Source organism: Pseudomonas sp. Y5-11 (genome assembly GCF_022368695.1).
In the GTDB taxonomy this organism is placed as follows: Bacteria; Pseudomonadota; Gammaproteobacteria; order Pseudomonadales; family Pseudomonadaceae; genus Aquipseudomonas; species Aquipseudomonas parakoreensis.
Map to the genome: position 1 here is coordinate 5,726,238 of NZ_CP058974.1, position 21,781 is coordinate 5,748,018.

Below are 21,781 nucleotides of genomic sequence, written 5' to 3' on the forward strand. Positions count from 1 at the left end.
CACACATCCTGTGTAAGAGCTGCCGCAGGCTGCGATCTTATTACCCTTGAGACCCACCGCCAATTCCCGACCGAACATCTATTCTGGATAAAGGTCAACCAAGGGAGTGCAACGCAGCGGAGGGTTGATCACTGTGCATATCGCCGACATCACCATGTTCTACGCCCCGGCCAGCGGCGGCGTACGCACTTACCTGGACGCCAAGCACCGCCGGCTGGGCGTCAAAACGGGCATTCGCCACAGCCTGCTGATCCCCGGTGCGCACTTCGGTGAACACGATGGCGTCTACACAGTGCCCGCACCTGCCCTGCCCTTTGGCAAAGGTTATCGCTTCCCCGTGCGTCTTGCTCCGTGGCGCAATGTCCTGCAGGACTTGCAACCGGAGCTGATCGAAGTCGGCGACCCGTACCTGACTGCCTGGGCGGCGCTCGACGCGCGGCGTCACCTGGATGTGCCGGTGATCGGCTTTTATCACTCGGATCTGCCGTTGCTGGTGAGCAATCGCATGGGCCATTGGGTCACGCCGAATGTCGAGGCTTACGTCAGCAAACTGTACGGCAACTTCGACCGGGTGCTGGCGCCGAGCCAAGTGATGGCCGATAAACTTCGAGGCCTGGGGGTGCGCAACGTGTTCGTGCAACCGCTGGGGGTGGATCTGCAAACTTTCCATCCTGGCGCCCGCGACAAGGGTTTGCGCGCCGAACTGGGCATTGCCGAAGACACCCGTCTGCTGATCTTTGCCGGACGCGGCTCCAAAGAGAAAAACCTGCCAGTGCTGCTCAAATGCATGCAACGCCTCGGCCCGCGCTATCAACTGTTGTTGGTCGGTTCATCGATGCCCGCCGTGGTCCCGGACAATGTCAGCGTGATCGACGGGTTCTGTCCTGCCGCCACCGTGGCGCGATTAATGGCCAGCGCCGATGCCCTGATCCATGCCGGCGATCAGGAAACCTTCGGTCTGGTGATCCTCGAAGCCATGGCCTGCGGGATTCCGGTGCTCGCAGTGGCGGCCGGTGCGTTTGAAGAAATCGTCGCCGAAGACTGCGGCTTGCTCTGTGCACCGAACAACCCGCAAGCCATGGCCAATGCGGTGCGCGAGCTGTTCAGTCGCGGCTGCCTGAAACTCGGCCATCAAGCGCGACAACATGTCGAACGGCGTTACTCCTGGGACAGCGTGGTCGACAGCCTGCTCGGTCATTACCACGCGGTGCTCGGTCACTCGCGGCAAAGAGTGGCCAATGGCTGATTCCTTGAATGACCGCGCAGTGCTGCTGGTGCTGCACGACGTGGCGCCGTCGACGTGGGCGGATTATCGGCCATTTGTCGAGGCGGTCGACGCAATGGGTGGCGTACCGATGACCTGGCTGGTCGTTCCGGATTTCCATGGTCACGATGCGCTTGAGGATCATCCCGCGTTCTGCCGAATGCTCGGCGAGCGGCTTGTCCGTGGCGATGAACTGGCCTTGCACGGCTATTACCATGACGACCGCGAGCCAGCCCCGACCACGCCCCGTGACTGGTTCATGCGCCGAATCTACACCCACGAGGGTGAGTTTTATCGGCTGTCCCGGGAAGCGGCGCAGGCTCGCCTGCGCCATGGCATCGAACTGTTCCGGCGCAATGGCTGGCCGTTGCACGGCTTCGTCGCCCCGGCCTGGCTGATGAGTGAGGGCACCCGCCAGGCCCTTCGTGAAACGCCATTAAGCTACACCAGCGACCCGCAACATCTTTATCAATTGCCGGATTTCACCGCCATCAATGCCCCGGGCCTATTCTGGAGCGCGCGCAGTGCCTGGCGCCGGGGTTTGTCAAAAATCGTCAGCGAACAGCGCCAACAGCACTGGCGCGACGCCGCGGTGATTCGTCTAGGCTTGCACCCGGTAGACATGCGCCACGCCTTCGCGCGTGATTACTGGCTACGAACCCTTGAACGGCTGCTGGCAGAAGGACGCACGCCCATGAGCAAAATCGACTGGCTCACCCAGCACCGCGGGCGAATGGAGCGCGCTGCATGAGTCGCGGCATTGTGTTGTTGATCGGCCTGCTCGCCGCTGTACTGATCCCGGTGCTGCTCGGCGGCGGCGAGATCGGCGCGCGGTTGCAGAACTTTCCGCTTCACTGGCTGCTGATCATGTTCGGCATGATTCTGTTCTGCTGGGGTATCAACACCCTGCGCTTGCGCCTGCTGCTGGGCGATCAGCGCGATCGGGTCACGCCGCTGAAAAGCCTCGGTGTGGTGATGGCCGCGGAGTTCGCCTACTGCGCCACTCCCGGCGGCAGTGGCGGGCCGCTGACGATCATGGCCTTGCTGGCGCGCTGCGGTGTGCGCCCGGCCCGTGGCAGTGCGGTGTTTGCCATGGATCAGTTGAGCGATCTGCTGTTCTTTCTCTGTGCCTTGAGCGGCATCCTGATTTACGCCTTGTTTCAGCACCTCAGCGATCGCCTGGAGTGGCTGCTGATGGTCAGCGCCGTGTCACTGTTCGGTGGGTTGTTCAGTTGCGTGCTGCTGGCGCGCTACCACCGTCGCCTGATTCTTCTGAGCGGACGCCTGCTCGCCCGCCTCAACGTGCAACCGGCCTTGCGCCGGCGCTGGGCACGCAAGCTGCTGCATTTTCTCGATGCGTTTATCGACACGCTCAAGTTGCCGTGGCATACGCTGATCAAGGTTTTCGCCCTGACCTGCATGCACTGGCTGCTGCGTTACAGCGTGTTGTACCTGGCCTTGCGCGGGCTGGGCGCGGACCTGCAGTGGGCCTGGAGTTTTCTGGTGCAGATGCTGTCGCTGGGGGCCGGTCAAATGAGCTTGTTGCCCGGTGGCGCGGGGGCGGCGGAACTGACCTCGGCAGCGCTGCTGGCGCCGATGGTCGGTAAATCCACCGCGGCGGCAGCGATTCTGATCTGGCGGGTGGTGACGTTCTATTTCTATCTGGTGGTGGGCGGCCCGGTGTTTCTGTTGATGCTCGGGCGGCCGCTGCTCAAGAAGCTGCTGAAGTTCAGGCAGGCTTCTCAGGTTCGTCCGCCTGCTCCTTGAGTTGCTCCCACAACTCGGCGGCGCCGGGAAACTCGGTGCCGTCTTCCGGGCTCAGGTCATCCGGGTCGTAGCGGCTAAGACAGCCCTCACCCAGGGTGGCCGGCGCTTTCGAAGTGGCTTTGTCCAGTGGGTCGCTCACGGCAGTTCCTCAAGGGCTGAAACGAAAAAAGGGCCTGGGACGATTGAACGCCCAGGCCCTTCATTATTCAAGTACGCGTGGGTTCGATCAGAACACCACGGTCTTGTTGCCGTGCACCAGCACGCGGTCTTCGAGGTGATAACGCAGGCCACGGGCCAACACCATCTTCTCGACGTCACGGCCAAAACGCACCATGTCTTCGATGCTGTCGCTGTGGCTGACGCGCACCACGTCCTGCTCGATGATCGGACCGGCGTCCAGCTCTTCGGTCACGTAGTGGCAAGTCGCGCCGATCAGCTTCACGCCGCGCAGCGACGCCTGATGGTACGGCTTGGCACCGACGAACGACGGCAGGAAGCTGTGATGAATGTTGATCACCTTGTGCGCGTATTCGCGGCACAGCGCCGGCGGCAGGATCTGCATGTAGCGCGCCAGCACCACCACTTCGGCGTCGTGCTGTTTGACCAGACGCGAGACTTCGGCGAACGCTGGCTCCTTGTCCTGCGGATTGACCGGGACATGGTAATAAGGAATGCCGTGCCACTCGACCATGCTGCGCAGGTCATTGTGGTTGGAAATCACGCAGGAGATTTCGCAATCGAGCTCGTCGCTGTGCCAGCGGTGCAGCAAGTCGGCCAGGCAGTGGGATTCGCGGCTGGCCATCAGCACCACGCGTTTCTTCTGCTCGGTGTCAGTAATGCGCCAGTCCATCGAGAACTCTTCGGCAATCGGCGCAAACTTCTCGCGCAGCACTTCAATACCGAACGGCAGCGAATCGGCGCGGATCTCGTGACGCATGAAAAACCAGCCGTTCTGATTATCCGAGTGGTGGCTCGCTTCGGTGATCCAGCCGTTGTGGGATGCCAGAAAGTTACTGACTTTGGCAACGATGCCAACGCGGTCAGGGCAGGAAATCACCAACCGAAAGGTGCGCATGAGGGGGAAACTCCAGAACTTCGCAAAGGCGGCCATTCTAGCGACTGTGCGCGAAATCTGCAGTAATGATGAGCACTTGCCGGAGAGGGCGCGGTTCATGGCGCCTGAGCGCACTGTACGACGAAGCGATGATGCGCCGGTGAAGCTGTTCGGCCAGATAATTGTGAATAATCGTGATGACTGCATCACATTATTTAGATGACCATTCAATTTACCGGTTATTTCACGTAACTAATTCAAATAAAAAATACGCTTAAATGTTTACTTGATGAAACAGCCTGACTATTATTGCGGCACTGTCCCCTGCCATTCAACACATCCGCATAAGGTAGTTACCATGTCCTTGATCAACGAATATCGCGCCACCGAAGAAGCTATCAAAGAGCTGCAAGCGCGTTTGAAAAATCTGTCGCAAGACGACAAATTGCAAGCCGAGCTGGAATTCGAAGGCAAACTGCGCACCCTGATGGGCGAATACTCCAAATCCCTGCGCGACATCATCGCCCTGCTGGATCCGGAATCGAAAACCAAAGGCACCCGTGGCGTCGCAGTCAAAACTACTGGCACCAAGCGTGCACGCAAAGTTAAACAATACAAAAACCCGCACAACGGCGAAGTCATCGAAACCAAAGGTGGCAACCACAAGACCCTGAAAGAGTGGAAAGCCAAGTGGGGCGGTGACGTGGTTGAAGGCTGGGCTACCCTGCTGGGCTAAGCCGCAATGCCTGTCGCAGACTGATTCTGCGGCCCATGAAAAACGCCAGCTTACGCTGGCGTTTTTTTATGCCCGGTATTTCATGGGCACACTATGTTCGATTTCAAAGATTCAAACGTTTGCGCAATGCCTGGACATAATTCTGCCACTCATTGAGCACTTGATTCTGTATCGACGTCGCATTAAGCGCCCATTGCTGCGCGGCCTCGGCGAAAGATTGCAGGGTATTAGGTGCGCCCATGTGCGGCTCGGACAAACGCTGCTGACAGAATATTCTCCAGCGCTCTTGCTCGGCAAAATTCAACGTATCGGGAAAGTTGCGTGCGCGATATCGAAAGAGTAATTCCGGCAGACGTTCGTCATCGAACGGCCATTGCTCTTGCGCTAATTGCGCCGGATCCGCTGTCCTCACTTGCTCGCATAGACGCCGATCACGATCACCGATAAATCCATCGTACAACTGCTGTTCCGGGTCTTCATTCGGGGTGAAGTCTTCGCTGGCATAAATTGCCGTAACTTTATCTTTCCAAACTTGTTGTGCGTCACTTAGCCGCAGCGCACGCGCCTGGTAGAGCGCCATGTCCAGGCCCAGACGCTGCTGATCGTCGGCACGCAATACCGACAACGGCGCCACCACCGGGCAGCGATTGATGTGAATCAGTTTGAGCGGCACCGGAAACTCCCCCTCGGCGAGATCATCGCGACGGGTGTACAGGCGCTGACGCAGCGTTTCGGCGTCCAGATCGAGCAGACCTTGCGGGTCAAGGTGCAGGTCACAGACGATCAGGGCATTGCGATTGCGCGGATGCCAGGCCAGTGGCAAGACCACACCGACATAATGGCGAGCCGCCGAGAAGCGTCCGGAGATGTGCACCAGCGGCTGCAACAGGCGAATCTGATCCATGACTTTCTGTTTACTGCGCAGTTGAAACAGCCAGTCATACAACTTCGGCTGTTTCTCGCGGATCAACCGCGCCAGGGCGATGGTGGCGCGCACGTCCGAGAGCGCCTCGTGAGCATGCCCATGGTCAATGTTGTTGGCGGCTGTCAGGCGTTCGAGCTTGAGGGTGACCTTGCCTGCGTCATCGGTCGGCCAGACCAGACCGTCGGGGCGCAACGCATACGCGGCGCGTACCACATCGATCAGATCCCAACGACTGTTGCCGCCCTGCCATTCACGGGCATACGGGTCGAAGAAATTGCGATAGAGGCTGTAGCGGGTCATCTCGTCGTCGAAGCGCAGGGTGTTGTAACCCGCACCGCAAGTACCGGGTGCCGCCAGTTGCGCATGCACCCGAGTCATGAAATCGGCTTCGCTCAAACCCTGTTCGGCGAGACGGCTCGGGGTGATACCGGTAATGGCGCACGCCGCCGGGTGCGGCAGGATGTCTTCACTGGGCTGGCAGTAGAGGTTGACCGGTTCGTCGATCTCATTGAGATCGTGGTCGGTGCGAATCCCGGCGACCTGCAGCGGGCGGTCATTGCGCGGATTGATGCCGGTGGTTTCGTAGTCGTACCAGAAGATTGAAGTCACGGGCGGTTCCTGAACTTGAGATCGGCAAAGTCTAGGCGTTCAACCGCCATTGCGGCCAGCGCCGTGTCATTCGGCCAGCCTGCGCCACACGCGGTGCAATACATAGTTATGTCGTTTTCCCCCAAGAGGCTGCTAGCATCGGACAAACCTCGTATCCCGATCCGGCCCCATCAGGTAGCCCATGCTCGAGAACACAGCACTGCCACGGAAAGCACCGCTGAACCCGCCACTCGATACCCGCCATCCAGTGGAAACCCCGGAGGGCATCGACCTGCCGTTGCGCCCGGCCGGTCTGATGGTGCGCAGCCTCGCCTTCGGCATCGACCTGGGCATTCGCGGCGCCATCCTCGGCGGATTGTTCCTGGTGCTGGCGTTTCTTGGCCAGCTCGGCATGGGCCTGGGTTCGTTGCTGCTGTTTGCCGTCAGCTGGTGGTACATGGTGCTGTTCGAAGTGCTGCGTCAGGGCCGTTCACCAGGCAAGCAATGGATGGGCCTGCGAGTGATCCACGACAACGGCACACCGGTCGGCTGGTCGGCGTCGCTGCTGCGCAACCTGCTGCGTTTTGTCGATCTGCTGCCGTTCGGTTATGCCTTCGGCGCCATCAGTTGCCTGCAACATCCCACCTTCAAACGCCTGGGCGACATCGCCGCCGGCACTCTGGTGGTCTACAGCGAACCGGCCCTGCTTCGCCCGCAATTACCCGACGTCCAGCCGCGCCGCTCGCCCGTACCGCTCAACCTCAGTGAACAACGGGCCCTGCTCGCCTTCGCCGAACGCCAGGCCGAACTGTCGCCGGCGCGGGTCAATGAGCTGGCCGCGCTGCTCGCCCAGCCGCTGCACATCCCGACGCCCAAAGCGGTCAGCGAGCTCAATGGCATCGCCCGCGGCCTGTTGGGTCCGACATGAAGCAGAGTCTTTTCGAAGCTCGCCACAAGGCCGAATGGGAGCGCTTCACCCTCGCCCTCGAACGCCTCGAACATGGCAAGGACACCTCGCAGGCAGCCAGTTTCCCCAAGGCTTATCGACGCCTCTGCCAGCATCTGGCGTTGGCGCAGGAGCGCGGCTACAGCAGTTTTCTGATCGACTCGCTGCAACAACTGGTGTTGCGCGGCCACCAGCAGCTGTATCGGCACCGCAGTCGCTTCGCCGCCAACCTGCTCGGTTTCATCCTCGCAGACTTCCCCCGGCTGGTGCGCGCCGAGTGGCCCTTCGTGCTGGCCGCCGGACTGGTGTTTTTCGGCAGCCTGATCGGCTTCGCCTTGCTGGTGCATGCCTTTCCCGAACTGATCTACAACCTGATCCCCGCCGAACAGGTGCGCGAAATGCAGACCATGTACGACCCGGTGGCCGGGCACCTCGGGCGCTCGGCCGAACGGGCGGCCAGTGAGGACTGGGTGATGTTCGGTTATTACGTGATGAACAACATCGGAATCGCCTTTCAGACCTTCGCCAGCGGTTTGCTGCTGGGCGTGGGCAGCACATTTTTCCTGTTCTACAACGGGCTGGTCATCGGTGCGGTCGCCGGGCACCTGACCGAGATCGGATTTGGCCAGACGTTCTGGTCGTTCGTGATCGGCCACGGCGCTTTCGAGCTGACGGCCATTGCCCTGGCGGGGGCGGCGGGGATGAAACTCGGCTGGAGCGTGATTGCGCCCGGGCGGCTGACGCGCGGCGAGGCGCTGGTGGAGGCCGCGCGCAAAAGTGTGCTGCTGGTGTGCGGGGTCATGCTGTTCCTGTTGATCGCGGCGTTCATCGAAGCGTACTGGTCGTCGAAGACCGGGGTCACACCGCAGATCAAATACGCGGTCGGCGCTGCGTTGTGGATCGCCGTCGCGGCTTATCTGCTGCTCGCCGGAAGGACACGCCATGCGCCTGAGTGATGCCACCGTGGCGATCCGCCCGCGCAGCAGCTGGGAAGCCATGGACCTGGGCGTGCTCATGAGCCAGCAGCATCGACGCCTGCTGATGACCAGTTGGGCCATCGTCACCTTGCCGTTGTTCGCCATGCTGACCTTGTTGCTGTGGGATTCGCCGTCGCTGGCGGTATTGATTTTCTGGTGGCTGAAACCGGCGTACGAGCGCCTGCCGCTGTACATCCTGTCCAAGGCCCTGTTCGGCGAAACGCCCACGCTGAAACAGGCCCTGCGCGAATTTCCACGGCTGTTGAAACCACAACTGCTGGCCAGCCTGACCTGGCGCCGCCTGAGCCTGAGTCGCAGCTTCCTGCTGCCGGTGGTGCAACTCGAAGGCCTCGACGGCACGGCGCGTCAGCAACGCTTGCAGGTGTTGCTGCAACGCAATGCCGGCGCCGCGCAATGGCTGACGATCATCGGCATGCACCTGGAGACTGCGCTGTGGATCGGCCTGATGGTGCTGTTCTACATGCTCCTGCCACAGCAGATCGAAACCGACTGGGACTGGCAATCGCTGATCCTCGACAGCGACCACCACTGGCGTTGGCTGGAGCACCTGACCAACGCTTTCTATGCGCTGGTACTGGTGGTCTGGGAACCGGTGTATGTCGCTTGCGGTTTCAGTCTGTATCTGAACCGGCGCACGGCACTGGAAGCGTGGGACATCGAGCTGGTGTTCCGCCGTTTGCGCCAACGCCTGAACGGCAGCGCTCTGGGCCTGCTGTTGGCCGTCTGTCTATGGTTGCCGACAGTGCCGCCGGCGTGGGCGAATGCGCCGGCCAACGCCCCGGAGGCACCTCGCCTGCTGAATCAACCGCTGACCAGTCAGGCTTCGCACGACAGCATCAAGGCGCTGCTCGAACAACCACCGTTCAAGAACAAGGAAAGCGTGACGCGCTATCGTTTGGGTGACGACCCGGCAACCCCGGCCGAGGGCAAACCCGGCGAGGCCCCGCAATGGCTGAAAACCCTGCTCGGCTGGCTCGACGGTCAACGCTTCAATGCTGTGGCGGTCTTGATCGAAGTGCTGCTGTGGGGCGCGTTGCTCGCGGCTATCGGCTGGCTGATCTGGCGCTACCGCGAATTCCTGCGCACCTTCGTCAGCCGTCGGCCGAAGCCGCCCGCGCGCGTCCGGCCTCCTGCTCCACAACAAGCATTCGGCCTTGACCTGAACCCGCAATCCCTGCCCGACGACATCGCCGCCAGCGCCGAACAACTCTGGCAAACCCAGCCGCGCGCTGCGCTGGGCCTGCTCTATCGCGGATTGCTCAGCCGTCTGCTGCACGATTTTGCCCTGACCTTGAAACCCGCCGACACCGAGCATCAGGTACTGCTGCGGGTTGAGCAATTGCAGCACCCTGAACTGCTGGCGTTCAGTCGCAGCCTGACGCTGCACTGGCAGAACATGGCCTATGGGCACCGCATGCCGGCGGCCCATCTGCAACGGGAACTGTGTGACGGTTGGCGCGCCTTGTTCGACCATGGAGCGCACGCTTGAGCCGGCGCAGCGCGTGGTTGCTCGGCGGGCTGATCGTCGCGCTGCTCGCCGCGTTGAGCGTTTATCTGTACGTCAGGGCCCGGCCCTATCAGGAAGTGATCGATCACGGCCCGTCGCCCCAGGCGCAAGCCAATCCTTATCTGGCGGCAGAAATGTTTTTGCGCGAGCACGGCCTCAACGTCAGCCATGCCGAAACGCTGGCGGTGCTGCCCGATATTGATCCGCGCCGGCACACCCTGCTGTTGTTTGGCGAGCGTTCGCGGATGACACCACGGCAGGTTGATCAAGTGTTGAACTGGGCTCGCGCCGGCGGGCGAATCGTATTCGTGGCCGAAGCGTTGTGGGACAAGCAGGCCAAACAGAGCGATGACCTGTTGCTGGACCGGGTGCAGTTGCACCAGTCGCTGAGCAAGGATCTCAAGGAACCGCCGGCGGACCTGGCCGATGACCCGTACCCGAACCTGACCAAACTCTACCTCGAAGACGAGGACGCGCCGGCCTACGCCGGTTTCGACACCGCGTTCCATCTGGACGACCCGAAGAATCTCGCCCAGGCCTGGGCCAACAGCGCCAAGGCCACGCACATGATGCAATTGCCCTACGGCGTCGGCTCGATCACGGTGGTCACCGATGCCGAACTGTGGAAGACCCCGGCTATCGCCAAGCACGACAATGCCTGGCTGCTCTGGTACCTGAGCGCCGACACCGACGTCACGCTGATTTACAGCACGGCGCACGATGGTCTGCTGACCTTGCTCTGGCGCTACTTCCCGCAAGCCATCGTCGCCCTGCTGGCGCTGATCGTCCTTGGCTTGTGGCACGTTGCTGTGCGCCAAGGGCCACTGCAGGCACCTGCCCCGAGTGGCCGTCGCCAGCTGCAGGAACACTTGCGCGCCAGTGCCGACTTCATCCTGCGCCACAACGGTGAGCACACGCTGTTGCAAGCCCTGCAACAGGATGTGCTGCGCCGCGCTCGCCGCCGCTATCCCGGCTTCGACCAGTTGAACGTGGCTGAGCAATGGCTGGTGCTGTCGCGCCTGACCCGACAGCCGACCCGCGCCATCAGCCAGGCCCTGAGCCCGCTGCCAAAACAGCGCATGAGCAGCGCTGATTTCAGTCGCCAGGTGGCCCAGCTGCAAACCTTGAGGAACACGCTATGAGTGAACAGATCGAACCCGGCAGCGCCACCCACGCCGCCCAGCAACGCCAGCGTGCCAGCCAGTTGGCGCAAGCGCTGCGCGGCGAATTGCAGAAGGCCTTGATCGGCCAGAACAGCGTGATCGACGACGTGCTGACCGCGTTGATCGCCGGCGGCCATGTGCTGCTCGAAGGCGTCCCCGGACTTGGCAAGACGCTGCTGGTTCGCGCCCTGGCGAAATGCTTCGGCGGCGAGTTCGCACGCATCCAGTTCACCCCGGACCTGATGCCCAGCGACGTCACCGGCCACGCGGTCTACGACCTGCAAAGCGAACAATTCAAGCTGCGCAAAGGGCCGTTGTTCACCCACCTGCTGCTGGCCGACGAGATCAACCGCGCCCCGGCCAAGACTCAAGCGGCATTGCTCGAAGCCATGCAGGAACGCCAGGTCACCCTCGAAGGCCGGGCGCTGCCGATACCCCAGCCGTTCATGGTGCTCGCCACGCAAAATCCGATCGAGCAGGAAGGCACTTATCCACTGCCGGAAGCCGAGCTCGACCGTTTCATGCTCAAGGTGCGCATGGATTACCCGGAGGCCGAGCAGGAGTTGAACATGGTGCGTCAGGTCAGCCGCTCGACCCGCGCCGACATGCTTGATGTACAGCCGTTGCGCACGGTCTTGCAGGCCAAGGACGTGCAGGCCTTGCAACGCATCGCCAGCGACCTGCCGATTGACGACCAAGTGCTGGATTACGCGGTACGACTGGCACGCAGCACCCGCTCCTGGCCCGGCCTGACCCTCGGCGCCGGCCCGCGAGCCTCGATTGCGCTGGTGCGATGCGCCCGCGCCCGTGCGTTGCTGCGTGGCGGCGAGTTTGTGCTTCCCGATGACATCAAGGGCTGCGCGCTCTCGGTGCTGCGCCATCGGGTGCGAGTAGCGCCGGAGCTGGACATCGAAGGTCTGCAGGTCGATCAGGTACTGCAGCAGTTGCTCGACCAAGTGCCGGCGCCGCGTCTGTGAGGATCCAGAAAAGATCGAAAGATCGCAGCCTTCGGCAGCTCCAACAGGGGATCGCGCTCTATGCAGGAACTGCCGCAGGCTGCGATCTTTTCAGCAGACAAACCGGTGCAGCGCCATGAAACCCTCACGTCTGTTGTTGATCTGGCTCGCCGCCCTGTGCCTCATCGGTATCCTCACTGGCACGCTACAAGCCCTCGACATCGACGTGCCCGCCCCACTGTCGGCGATCAACTGGGGCTTGCTCCTGGCGCTGCTGGTACTGGCGATCATCGATGCGCTGCGCCTCAGCCGCCGGCCATCGCCGCGCCTACAGCGCCAGACGCCCGGCAGCCTGGCGCTCGGACGCTGGAGCGAGGTACGGCTGCAGCTCAGCCATGACTTCAACGGGCCGGTCGCGGTGGAGATTTTCGACCATGTGCCACAGGGGCTGAGTTTCGAAAACCTGCCGCAGGTGGTCGAACTGCAACCCGGGCAATACAGCGAGGTCGGCTATCGCCTGCGTCCGCTCAAACGTGGGCACTTCAGCTTCGAGCATTGCGAAATCAATCTGCCCAGCCCGTTCGGTCTGTGGACAGGCAAACGCCTGCTCGACGTGAGCGGTGAGATCCGCGTCTATCCGGACTTCGCCCGGCTGTACGGCGGCGAACTGCTCGCAGTTGACAATTGGCTCAGCCAGCTCGGCGTACGTCAGCGCCAGCGTCGTGGCCAGGGGATGGAGTTTCATCAACTGCGCGAATTTCGCGAGGGCGACAGCCTGCGCCAGATCGACTGGAAAGCCACCGCCCGTCAGCGCACGCCGATTGCCCGCGAGTACGAGGATGAACGCGACCAGCAGATCATGTTCATGCTCGATTGCGGCCGGCAAATGCGCAGCCAGGATGGCGAGCTGTCGCATTTCGACCATGCCCTGAATGCGTGTCTGCTGCTGAGCCACGTGGCCCTGCGTCAGGGTGATGCCGTGGGGCTGAGCACATTCGCCGTCGCGCAACCGCGTTTTCTCGCGCCGATCAAGGGTTCCAGTCAGCTCAAGGTCCTGCTCAACGCCGTTTATGATCTGGACAGCAGTCAGCGTCCTGCCGACTATTCAACCGCGATCAATCAGCTGTTGGCGCGGCAGAAGCGCCGGGCGCTGATCGTGCTGCTGACCAACCTGCGTGACGAGGACACCGAAGACCTGCTCGCCAGCGTCAAACGTCTGAGCCAGCAGCATCAAGTGCTGGTGGTCAGCCTGCGCGAGGAAACCCTCGATCGCGTGCGCAATGCCCCGGCACAAACGCTGCCCGAAGCACTGGCTTATTGCGGCACGGTGGATTACCTCAATGCCCGGGCAGAGTTGCATGAGCGGTTGAATGCGCAGGCAGTTCAGGTGCTCGATGTACAGCCCGGAGAGTTGAGCGCCGCATTAGTGACTGAGTACCTCAACTGGAAGAAGGCCGGAACGCTCTGAGCCCGGCTGCCGTTCCCTCACACGTTCTCAGTTACGGTAATAAACAATTCCTCGTAGGCCGAAAAGGTTTGGGCGCTCAGCTTTTCCCGACCTGCTCGCGGGAAGATGAACTTGACGTACGCGATCCCGTCAGCGTCGGACCTCATCGAGGCCAGCGACAAATTCGAATAGAACCACGCAATATTTCTGTTGGCTACAGGCTGCCCTGTCTGCTGGTCAATGATTCTGACTTCGACATGCGCCTCGCTGCCGACAACATTTCGCGGTGAAAGATTAGTGATGCGCTCAAACATGGGAATTTGTGCAGGATCGAATACGTAAAAAGTCCATGTTTTGGAACTTCCAAGACCGACACTCGCTTCGAGCGTGTTCGGCCCCAACTCGATCGGGCTCAGTTGCAGTGTCGACTTGCCATCCATATCTGTAGTGGTGACAAGCAGGTCCAGGCCGGGGATCCGCCACCGGACTTTAATCCCTTCCAGCGGCTTGCCATCATTCCGGGAAACTACACGCACAACCGCGCTGACTGACTGCCCCAAGTTGATGTCAGTGTACAAACTGGTCAACGACTCAATCACCGGCACCAGCCCGCCATACACCAACTGCGCCATATCCCAACCGCCTACTCCACCACTGACCGTGGCAGACAATACGTCATCCTGTTCAGCCGGATAATTAAAGGTCAAACGCGCAAGCCCCTCCTCATCCGTCACCGACGGCGTCAAGGCACTGCCGGCAAAATCCCAGCGCACCTGCACCCCCGCCAGCGGCAAACCGGTGCGTGCCGACACCACTCTGGCAATGGCTTGCGCGCGATCCTCATTGGGTGGCAAACGAGAATCTTCCGGTTCGTACAGTTCGCTGATGACGCGCGGTTCTTCAAGCGTATAGGGCAGCTCGACCGACTCCGAATGCGCCGTCTCTCCCACCGTCGCCGTCACTACCGCCGGGCCCGGCGTCTGCGGTTTGAAGCGCACAGTGGCAACACCATAAAAGTCGGTCAGACGGGTGGTCGTCCCCAAATCCTCATTGCGCCAGGTCACCAATACGCCGGCGATACCTTGACCGGAAACGGACGACACCACTTTCACCTGCTCGACCAGTTCCTGCTCCCATTCCAGCACTTGCTGAACGCTAGTACTGGTGAGCAGTTTCCACACTTGCTCGCCCTCCCCCAGCGACATCGCGTTGGCCGGCGACAGGCTGGCCAGACGCTCAGCCCCGAGACGCAAGGCGAAGCCACCGTCCTTCAAGTCGGCACAGCGCAAGGAATAGCGCAGAAAACCGAAGGCTGAAGGCTGGCGTGGCGCGCCGAGCGCGGGTTCGAAACTCAGCCCCAGTTCCACTGGGCCGGTGCCGGTCAAACCCAGGGTCAGTTTCTGCTCGAGCAACGGGCTGCCCTCCGGGAACAGTACCTCGATGGCATGTGAGCCATTGCGTCGTGGAAAGTACGTGTGATTGCCCCATGAATGTTCATCATGGCCATCGAACCGCACCCGCACATCTTCCCAAGGGTCACGGGCAAGTGCCGTAAAAGACAGGGCACGCTGCTCCTCATAGCCATCGAACAGGCTGTGCACATGGGCCACCACCTCCTGCTGACCCGCCGTGCCCGGCAGCAGGCCAAACCCCGACCAGCCGAGGTCATCGCTGGCGACGGTGTCGGAGCCGATTGCGCTCTTCCACTGCACCGCCACCTGCGCGACTGCCTGGCGGGTGAAAGCCGAGACCACCCGGATCCAGCTCCAGGCTTTGTCCTTGCCAACAACAGCATCGACTGCGGACTCATGCCAGTCTTCGATTCGCAACTTGTTGTGACCGAGCTGCATCGGGTTGGCGGTCATGGACAGGTTCAATGCCGGCAAATAAAGACCTAGCATAAAGGTGCCGGAGACCTTGCTCGCGCTGAAGTCCAGTACCCATTCGACGCCACCGTCTTCGAGTGGCCGGACAGTATCGAGCGGAGGCTCGACACTCACGTCCAGCTCTTCAGCCGGGGTTCCCAGCCACATCAACGTCCCCTGCAATCCCACCAGAGGGCTCAAGGCATTGGGCAGGTAGCGCAAGCTGTGCGTGGCCCCGATGCAGGGAAACATTCTCTGACTGGCGCTTGTCGCAGTCACCTGATCCAGCATCACCGTCAGTTCATCCACAAGCTCTGTAGAGATCAGCCGACCGAACAACTCCCGGGGCGCGGCCATTACCGGACTGCTCAAGGTCAGGCTGAACAGACTGCTGGTACTCGAGTCGACTTGCGAACAGAACGTCCACTCCAGCCCGCTTGCCTCAAGCTTGCGCGGCTCGCCGATAGACGTGACGGTCAACCCGATTCCCGGCGACGCCCCTCGCCATTGCAGCGTCACCATCTGGTCAAGCAACACACTGCCGGCCGTGGGTTCGACTTTCAGTGTGTGGGGAGCTCCGCGCCAGCACAGCAACCCCAGCTCGGCCAGATCGACGTCTACATCGTCGAACACAATCCTGACCTGATCCTTCCACGGACTGCTGGCCAGCGCCGTCACTGCAAACGTTCGCTCTATCGGCACCGCTTCATCGTGGGCCAGCACGCGAGCGGTCACCACCCGTTCACCGGCGTGGCCTGGTTGATACAGCACACTGGCCCAGCCGCCGATCCCCGATCGGGTGACAATCGTGCCTTCGGGCGTCTGCCAGTCCACCCGTGCATTGTTGACCGGATCGCCGTCGCCACTGGTGACCACATGCACCACCTGAACCCGCAACAGAACACTTTCGCCTTCGTCCACCACGGGAAACTTGTTGGCCTCCTGAATGTCACCAATGCGCACCAGATTGCGTGCCAGTGACATCGGTTTTCTGTCCGAACGCAGCAATAACTTCGAGCACGAAAGCTGCAACTGAAAACGCCCGTCAAGCTCGTCCCGGCAGTCCAGTTCCCAGCTCAGGTCGGCGGCGCTGGAGGGCGCCCATTCTTCCAGCTCGGGACGTACCTCCACCCCCAGCTGTGCCGCGCTATCGCCTTCCCAGTGCATGGCCAGCTCAGTGCCAAGTAACGCCTCAGGCAGCCGCACACTCAGCTGATAAGTCGAACCCCGATTGGGATAACCGGTCTTTTGCGCCCAAGGCGAGGTAACGTCTTCTACCACGGCCAGTACGTCCTTCCATGGATCAGTCGCCAGCACTCGAACGTCGAGCTTCGTGGTTTCGACACCGCTGGCGTAGTAAGGGCTCGCCACCGAGGCCAGAATGGCAATGTCGCCTGCCGCAACGGGCAGATAATCGACATACGCCCAGCCTTCCGGGTCAGTGGGGGTCGTACTCAGCACACCCTGCTCTTCTGTGGCCCAGGTCACCGTGCGTCCAGCCAGAAACTGACCGGTGTACCAGGACGCTACGCGCACCCCCAGACGCACTGATTGCCCCAACTCCAGCACCGGGAAATACGCAGCCTCCAACACCTCATCGAACATCAGCCGGTGATGCCCCAGCGAGACCTGCATCGAGTAAGGCTCGGCGGTGAACTGGTTCACTAGTTGCAGCGTGAACAAGTAAGGTTCCTGATCACCGATCAATGGACATTGAAGGAGCCACGGTGAATCCAGTGGTTGATCCACGCCCCAGGCAGGGGTCGCAATAATGGCGCCTTGTGGATTGTCATCGCTCACCAACGCAGCGCTGGTGTGCAACCAGGGACTGTCGGGGGCGAGTATGAACTCAAGCCGGTGCTGCAAGTCCCCCATCGCGCCCAGACCCAAGTGAACCGGCTCGTCAGGTAACAAATGCTCTGCGTCTACCTTCACCGTGCGCACCTGCGGCAGCGCCAGGTGCAATTCCAGGCGAATGCGGGTGATCAAAACCCGCAGGTGATAGTCCTCGGGATCAGCATTTTCCGGAGCGACGATTGTGAGGCGAATCTTGTCCTCGCGCTGCCCCGGAAATTCCAGCGAAGTGCTGCAGAACGTCGGTTTGAAATCCAGCGGCTGCCCATTGGCAATCCGGACCTGCTCCTCTGCAGCGTCGCGAGCGCTGCCCGGCGGCAACGGTATTTCTCTCAACGGGGTGCCATCTTCAGCCGTGATGAGTATGTTTCCCGGTTCGGTGTGCCGCGTTTCATACATGAAACTCAGCACATACCGGGCACTGTCACTTGGTTGCAAAGGTAAAGTGAACGTTTGATGGACAGAGGCAAGGTTTCCCGCAGCAAGCACTTTAATCTGCACATCTTCATACACTTCGCCTATGACTGAGATCTCACGTCCATTGTTGCCCTTGTTCCAGAACTCCAGACCCTCACGGAAATCCCCATTGAGCACCAGACTGTCATTGGCCTGAATCACGGGTTCAAACATGTTGGTCTGCTCCTTGGTTATTACGTGAGCGGGACGTCAGCGCCCGGGTGACCAGGTCTTTGACGGCGAGGGTAAACGTCGGCTCACCGGCCTTGGCCGTGTACCGCACGCGCACAATGATGTCGGTAAGCGAGTTGAGCATCGACGCCTGCCGCTCGCATGTGGGCCAGGGAAAGTGCAACTGCCAGCGCGAAACCGCGCCGGTGTTCTCGAACGGGTTGAGCAAGCCCTCATCCGGTTTAGAGGCGTTCATGCCTGTGTCGGCGATCCCTGCCGATAAACCGATCTGCTGACCACTGCGCAGATTGAACAGCACCTCGTCCGGCGCCACCTTGCCCGCGGGACGATGCAGGTACTCGACGGACTGCGCCGTAGCCTGGGTAGCGATCATGCTGCCGATCTGCAGCAGCGTCGCCTGTAGGTCCTGATAAGAGCCGAGCAGTCCGGGCGTATGGACCTCGACCAGGTTGATCAGCCGGCAATACTCGCCGGGGTGATCGCGATCGAATGACAGCTGCGTCAGCTGAAATTCCAGCGTGCCCTTGTCGGTCAGCTCTTTCAGTGCCTGGGTCCAGTCGGAGAATCCCGGCTGCGGATCTTTCCGGTCATCGAACAAGCGTCGCAACGAAACGGTCTTGACCCGCTCCAGACGGCGTTCATGGCTTTGCAGGTACAGGCGGTCCATGCGCAGCAGGTATTCGCGCAAGTGCTCACCGGCGGTCAATCCGTGACGATTGTCCAGCCAGACCTGTGGTAACGCCTCAACGGTGTCGTAATTGCCGGTTTCAGCACTCAACGACGCACGGGCACTCAGGCACAGACTGACCACCGCATCGTAAGCCTGATAGTGCAAGGCCTTGAGCTGGCCCAGGAGCCAACCGAACAATTCGGCGTTGGTCGCACGTTTTTTCAGGTAGTTGTAGAGCGTCAGCGCCTGACCGTTGGCCCGCAGGGTTTGCTCCAGACTCTTCCTGGCCGCTTCCACGGCGAATGTTTGCGCGGTGATCTGCCCGGCCAGCGCCGCGACTTCGGCCAATGCCTGATCGCGTTGCAATTCCCACTCCCTGCGGCGCAGGCGGTAGCTTTCGGTGAGGGCTTGTTTATCTGCGTCGACCTGCACAATCATCGCGCCGAGCTCCAGACCATAGACCACGGCATCGGCGATTTTTTCTGGACGATGACCACCGTTGGCCACGCCGAAAATATTCGGCAGGGCCCCCACGACTGCGCCTCCGGTCTTGATCGCGTGCGTCCCTGCATTCATCCATTTGACGGCCTGCAGCTTTTCCATGACCTGGTATTCGGCATCGCTGATGTGTTCGTCGTACCAGGCGTCGTATCGTTCGGCCCGCTGCCTGGCCATGGTCTGACTCTGGCTCAGGGCCGTGAGCCCCGCTTCAAGCTGGGCAATGGATTGTTCTTGAACCGCACGGGCGTAATCGCCCAGTTCCTTGAGATGCTCTTGCTGCAGTTCTTCCTGCTCGGCCCGATCGCGCTGTTCCAGCAGGCGCAAAACCTGGCTGCCGTACTCCTGCAAGGTCTGCACGGCGCGCAATGCCGCCTCGTAGGTGACCCGCCAGCGGAAGGCGCCCACCACCAGACGTCCGCCCATCGGTCGCGGCAGGCCAACGCCGCCAGCGGCCAGATCGCGCAACAATTGATTGGGATCGGTGGGCGGGCTGAACAGCGCAACGTCCAGTGGTTTGCCATCCAGGGTCAGGTTGTTGCGCAAGTTGTTCAGACGCTGGCCCGGCCAATCGAACAGATCAAGCAACTGTTCGTTGATCGGCAGTTTGAACGGCTCGTTCGCCAGCAGGCCCATCAACGGTGACGCTTCGGCAGCCGGGGGAATGTCTGCCGGAGAAAACTGCAGTTCCTGCTCGAACTGTTCGAGCGCGGGGCGGTTCGTGCTCTGTCTCAACAAGTCGTCTACCGTCTGCGCTTGCCAACGAGTCACCGCGCGAACAGAGGGTGGCTTGCCCATCAGAAACTCGGCTTGTACGTAACACAGTTTTGCCGCCACCAGCGCATCGCGGGTGAGCTGACGGTAGTACCAGTCGCCCCAAGCGACCAGGTTTCTCACGTACTCGGTGAACAACAGAATCTGATAGTGCTGTGGCGCGGCATAGGCGATCGCATCAGGATCGGTGGGCATCTGTGCTTCGTGCCCGACTCTCCCCTCGCTGTACAGAGGACGGCAGCGCCAAAAACGAGGTTTCTTCGGCTCCACCGACGTTTCAACGGCTTGCGGATCGAACACATAGTGCAGCCAGTTCTGCGCTTCCAGATAGCGATCCTCAGCCCGCAAACGGGTCGCCACCAGATGCGGCAGATGAAAAAACAGCTCCCAGAAATACAGACCATTGGCCCCGTCGAACGCCCCGTTCGGCTCATCGATCGGTCCCGCAGCTGGAGGTGGTTCGGTCAGGAACTGGGTGTCCCAGTCCAGTACGGCATCCACGGAGACATTGCTGCGCTGCACCAGCTCCGGGCCGAACAGCGAATTCAAGCGCGTGCGGGACAACACACCAGGCTGCCTGAAGCCGATGAACTGCGCGGCATCCAGCGTATTTTTTTCCAGCGTCGGCGGCACGAAACGGGTGATTTTGGTCAGCGAGACTGTAAATTGCCTGCTGCCTTGTTCGGCGTTGCTCAAGGAGAACTCGACCAGCCCGGTGAATCCTCCTTTCAAGCGCTTGAGTTCCATCCATTGAGTGGCCCACCCCCCTGCAACCGATTCTGATGCCTTGACAGGTACAGGGTCGCCTTCTGCACCATTGCTCAGTGCCAACTCAAACTCGGCGCGCTCGCCGGTGTTTCCGCCCGTTGCCCGACACAGCCCCCTGACCCAGAGAAAATCCTCTGTACCCTTCTCCGAAAACACCGCCTGCAGCCCGTAATAACCCGTCAGCGGTCCCGAGGTCTCACTCTTGATCGCGACCACTGGCTGATTCTTCGGCGTCAGCGAATGCTGCAAGGTCAGAATATCGGTGAAGCGTTCATTGGCCAGATGATCGAGCCAAGTGCCGTTGTCTTCGGCCAGCGGACGAAAGAGCACATCGCGGGTGGCGCGTACTTCCAGACCCGCCGGGCTGGTGAGCAATACACCCAGCCGTCCCTTGGGGTGAATCAGGTCATCGGCCAACGTCATCGCCAGCAACCGGGCATCCGCGCTGGTATCGCTGTCCTGATCAGCGCTGTACAGGCTCAGTGGTGCGGACCATTCCGCGTTCTGGCTCATGAACGCCAGGTTGATATCCAGCTTGGGGGGCACATAGCCGTTCGCCCCTTTTTCACCTACCTGATCAGACCATTCGGCCCACACCAGACACAAGCGTCCCGCCCAGACCAGCGGCCGTATATCCAGAACCCGGCCGCCCACCGGAATGTCGACGGGTTGCCATTCATTCCATGTCGCCGGGTTGACCGGATTGACCGGATTGCCGGCAGTGGTGAGGTCGATGTCGGCCTTGCGCCAGTAATACTGCAACGGCTGCACCCGCTGACGACCGACGAAATAGTAAGTTGCACGGCTTGCCGAATCGCCCTCCAGGCAGGCGCTGATGACGTCCAGATTGCAGGTCTGTTCGAATGCCTTGAGGTATTCCTGCAACGCACGCCGCACCGAATCGTCGGTCAGACGCGTTTGGTTCAAGTCATTTTCCAGTGCCTTGAACAGACGGGTCTTGCGTTGCCGCACAAAGGGATTGATGAAGTTTTCCGGATAGTATGCGATCAACGTCAGCGCCGCCCAGTCGGGGTAATTGCTGTACAGCTCCCAGAGTTTCAAGTGTTCTGTCGGGAAAACCGTGTCTTTGTAACCCGGCTCAAGCTTGCGATAGGCCGCATGGATGAATTGCTGCGCGCAACTGGTCGCCTCGGCGACCCACGAACTTTGCACCGGGTAGTTGTCCAGCGGATCCATGCGCAATAACTCGAACAGATCCTGCGGCGTTTTCACGAAAGAGTAATTTTCTCTGGCAGCCTGACCGATGCAGTACTCGACCAATGCTGCGCGGCGTTTTTCCAACAAGGGAGACAATTTGCGCTGGGTCATGGTCTTGTCCTGAGTCGTGGGGTT

Annotated in this window: 15 protein-coding genes; 10 read left to right on the top strand and 5 right to left on the bottom strand. The window is 60.9% G+C overall.

The window, feature by feature from the left end:
* The first annotated feature begins 154 nt into the window (after positions 1–154).
* From HXW87_RS25805 to HXW87_RS25815, 3 genes are read left to right on the top strand one after another with little or no spacing between them, the layout of a single operon-like run.
* The gene (locus tag HXW87_RS25805; RefSeq protein ID WP_239779188.1) at positions 155–1,246 is read left to right on the top strand and encodes a glycosyltransferase family 1 protein; all 1,092 of its coding nucleotides are present in this window, start codon (positions 155–157) and stop codon (positions 1,244–1,246) included.
* On the top strand, positions 1,239–2,015 hold the full coding sequence (locus tag HXW87_RS25810) for a DUF2334 domain-containing protein (RefSeq protein WP_239777968.1): 777 nt from the start codon (positions 1,239–1,241) through the stop codon (positions 2,013–2,015). Before HXW87_RS25805 ends, HXW87_RS25810 begins: the two co-directional genes overlap by 8 nt.
* Positions 2,012–3,031: a lysylphosphatidylglycerol synthase transmembrane domain-containing protein gene (locus HXW87_RS25815; protein WP_239777969.1), complete on the top strand. Its 1,020-nt coding sequence runs from the start codon at positions 2,012–2,014 to the stop codon at positions 3,029–3,031. Before HXW87_RS25810 ends, HXW87_RS25815 begins: the two co-directional genes overlap by 4 nt.
* Here HXW87_RS25815 and HXW87_RS25820 read toward each other — a convergent pair.
* Complete coding sequence (locus HXW87_RS25820; protein WP_167797083.1) at positions 2,994–3,170, bottom strand: hypothetical protein; 177 nt, start codon at positions 3,168–3,170, stop codon at positions 2,994–2,996. The two genes, HXW87_RS25815 and HXW87_RS25820, sit on opposite strands and share 38 nt — an antisense overlap.
* An 87-nt stretch (positions 3,171–3,257) precedes the next feature.
* A complete protein-coding gene (gene purU / locus HXW87_RS25825) occupies positions 3,258–4,106 on the bottom strand; it encodes a formyltetrahydrofolate deformylase (RefSeq protein WP_003227580.1) in 849 nt (282 codons plus the stop codon).
* A gap of 337 nt (positions 4,107–4,443) precedes the next feature.
* Here purU and mvaT point away from each other — a divergent pair, with 337 nt between their 5' ends.
* Positions 4,444–4,821, top strand: a complete 378-nt coding sequence (mvaT, locus tag HXW87_RS25830; RefSeq protein ID WP_041068510.1) for a histone-like nucleoid-structuring protein MvaT — start codon at positions 4,444–4,446, stop codon at positions 4,819–4,821.
* A 103-nt stretch (positions 4,822–4,924) separates the two neighbouring features.
* Here mvaT and sbcB read toward each other — a convergent pair whose 3' ends face one another.
* A complete protein-coding gene (sbcB, locus tag HXW87_RS25835; protein WP_239777970.1) occupies positions 4,925–6,355 on the bottom strand; it encodes an exodeoxyribonuclease I in 1,431 nt (476 codons plus the stop codon).
* A 181-nt stretch (positions 6,356–6,536) separates the two neighbouring features.
* Here sbcB and HXW87_RS25840 point away from each other — a divergent pair, with 181 nt between their 5' ends.
* From HXW87_RS25840 to HXW87_RS25865, 6 genes are all read left to right on the top strand, one after another.
* Positions 6,537–7,262, top strand: coding sequence for an RDD family protein (locus HXW87_RS25840; RefSeq protein ID WP_047296080.1), 726 nt, complete (start codon positions 6,537–6,539; stop codon positions 7,260–7,262).
* Complete coding sequence (locus HXW87_RS25845) at positions 7,259–8,236, top strand: stage II sporulation protein M (protein WP_239777971.1); 978 nt, start codon at positions 7,259–7,261, stop codon at positions 8,234–8,236. The genes HXW87_RS25840 and HXW87_RS25845 overlap by 4 nt, the downstream gene beginning before the upstream one ends.
* Complete coding sequence (locus HXW87_RS25850) at positions 8,223–9,767, top strand: DUF4129 domain-containing protein (protein WP_239777972.1); 1,545 nt, start codon at positions 8,223–8,225, stop codon at positions 9,765–9,767. The genes HXW87_RS25845 and HXW87_RS25850 overlap by 14 nt, the downstream gene beginning before the upstream one ends.
* Complete coding sequence (locus HXW87_RS25855; protein WP_239777973.1) at positions 9,764–10,927, top strand: DUF4350 domain-containing protein; 1,164 nt, start codon at positions 9,764–9,766, stop codon at positions 10,925–10,927. The genes HXW87_RS25850 and HXW87_RS25855 overlap by 4 nt, the downstream gene beginning before the upstream one ends.
* The gene (locus HXW87_RS25860; RefSeq protein ID WP_182402211.1) at positions 10,924–11,925 is read left to right on the top strand and encodes a MoxR family ATPase; all 1,002 of its coding nucleotides are present in this window, start codon (positions 10,924–10,926) and stop codon (positions 11,923–11,925) included. Before HXW87_RS25855 ends, HXW87_RS25860 begins: the two co-directional genes overlap by 4 nt.
* Before the next feature lie 115 nt (positions 11,926–12,040).
* Entirely contained in the window at positions 12,041–13,372 is a 1,332-nt protein-coding gene (locus HXW87_RS25865) for a DUF58 domain-containing protein (protein WP_182402213.1), read from the top strand.
* Positions 13,373–13,389: 17 nt separating this feature from the next.
* Here the strand turns inward: HXW87_RS25865 and HXW87_RS25870 are convergent, their stop codons facing one another.
* Together HXW87_RS25870 and HXW87_RS25875 are read right to left on the bottom strand one after the other, a co-directional pair.
* Positions 13,390–17,700, bottom strand: a complete 4,311-nt coding sequence (locus tag HXW87_RS25870; RefSeq protein ID WP_239777974.1) for a hypothetical protein — start codon at positions 17,698–17,700, stop codon at positions 13,390–13,392.
* Complete coding sequence (locus HXW87_RS25875; protein ID WP_239777975.1) at positions 17,693–21,757, bottom strand: neuraminidase-like domain-containing protein; 4,065 nt, start codon at positions 21,755–21,757, stop codon at positions 17,693–17,695. The genes HXW87_RS25870 and HXW87_RS25875 overlap by 8 nt, the downstream gene beginning before the upstream one ends.
* Between the last annotated feature and the right edge of the window lie 24 nt (positions 21,758–21,781).